1 protein-coding gene is annotated in these 1,508 nt (G+C 68.8%); it reads left to right on the top strand.

The window, feature by feature from the left end:
• On the top strand, nucleotides 1-1,508 hold a 1,508-nt coding region (locus NOD94_RS41070), incomplete at both ends, for an acyl-CoA carboxylase subunit beta (RefSeq protein ID WP_281211342.1).

Raw genomic sequence — 1,508 nt, 5'->3', positions numbered from 1 at the left:
GAGGAGGCGCGGCGCGGGCCGAGCGATCGGGCGACGGAGGCGCAGCACGCCAAGGGCAAGCTGACGGCCCGGGAGCGGATCGCGCTCCTGCTCGACGAGGGTTCGTTCAAGGAGGTCGAGCAGTTGCGCCGGCACCGGGCGACCGGTTTCGGGTTGGAGGCGAAGAAGCCCTACACGGATGGTGTGATCACCGGGTGGGGGACGGTCGAGGGTCGTACGGTCTTCGTCTACGCGCACGATTTCCGGATCTTCGGTGGTGCGTTGGGCGAGGCCCACGCGACGAAGATCCACAAGATCATGGACATGGCGATCGCGGCGGGTGCGCCGTTGGTGTCGCTGAACGACGGTGCGGGTGCGCGTATCCAGGAGGGCGTGTCGGCGCTCGCGGGGTACGGCGGCATCTTCCAGCGCAACACCCGGGCCTCGGGTGTCATCCCGCAGATCAGCGTGATGCTGGGTCCGTGCGCGGGTGGCGCGGCCTACAGTCCGGCCCTGACGGACTTCGTGTTCATGGTGCGTGACACCTCGCAGATGTTCATCACCGGCCCGGACGTGGTCCGCGCGGTGACTGGCGAGGAGATCACCCAGAACGGTCTCGGTGGCGCCGACGTCCACGCGGAGACCTCCGGCGTCGCGCACTTCGCGTACGACGACGAGGAGACCTGCATCTCCGAGGTCCGCTACCTCATCACGATGCTCCCCTCCAACAACCGCGAGAACCCGCCGGTCCACGAGACGGACGACCCCAAGGACCGCCGCTCCGACGTCCTGCTGGACCTGGTGCCGGCCGACGGGAACCGTCCGTACGACATGCTCAAGGTCATCGAGGAGCTCGTCGACGAGGGCGACGTCCTGGAGATCCACGAGCGGTGGGCCCGGAACATCATCTGTGCCCTGGCGCGCATCGACGGGCAGGTCGTGGGCATCGTCGCCAACCAGCCCGGTCACCTCGCGGGCGTCCTGGACATCCACGCCTCCGAGAAGGCGGCGCGCTTCGTCCAGCTGTGCGACGCGTTCAACATCCCGATCGTCACCCTGCTCGACGTCCCCGGCTTCCTGCCGGGCGTCGACCAGGAGCACGGCGGCATCATCCGCCACGGCGCCAAGCTGCTGTACGCGTACTGCAACGCCACCGTCCCGCGGATCTCGCTGATCCTGCGCAAGGCGTACGGCGGCGCGTACATCGTCATGGACTCCCAGTCCATCGGCGCCGACCTGACCTACGCCTGGCCCACCAACGAGATCGCGGTGATGGGCGCCGACGGCGCCGCCAACGTCATCTTCCGCAAGCAGATCGCGGACGCCGAGGACCCCGAGGCGATGCGCGCGCGCATGGTCAAGGAGTACAAGGCCGAGCTGATGCACCCGTACTACGCGGCCGAGCGCGGCCTCGTGGACGACGTCATCGACCCCGCCGAGACCCGCGAGGTCCTCGCGAGCGCCCTCGCGATGCTCCGCACCAAGCACGCCGACCTGCCGTCGCGCAAGCACGGCAACCCGCCGCAGTA

It is taken from the genome of Streptomyces sp. Isolate_45, from assembly GCF_024721315.2.
In the GTDB taxonomy this organism is placed as follows: domain Bacteria; phylum Actinomycetota; class Actinomycetes; order Streptomycetales; family Streptomycetaceae; genus Streptomyces.
This window is presented reverse-complemented; position numbering and strand designations above follow the sequence as displayed.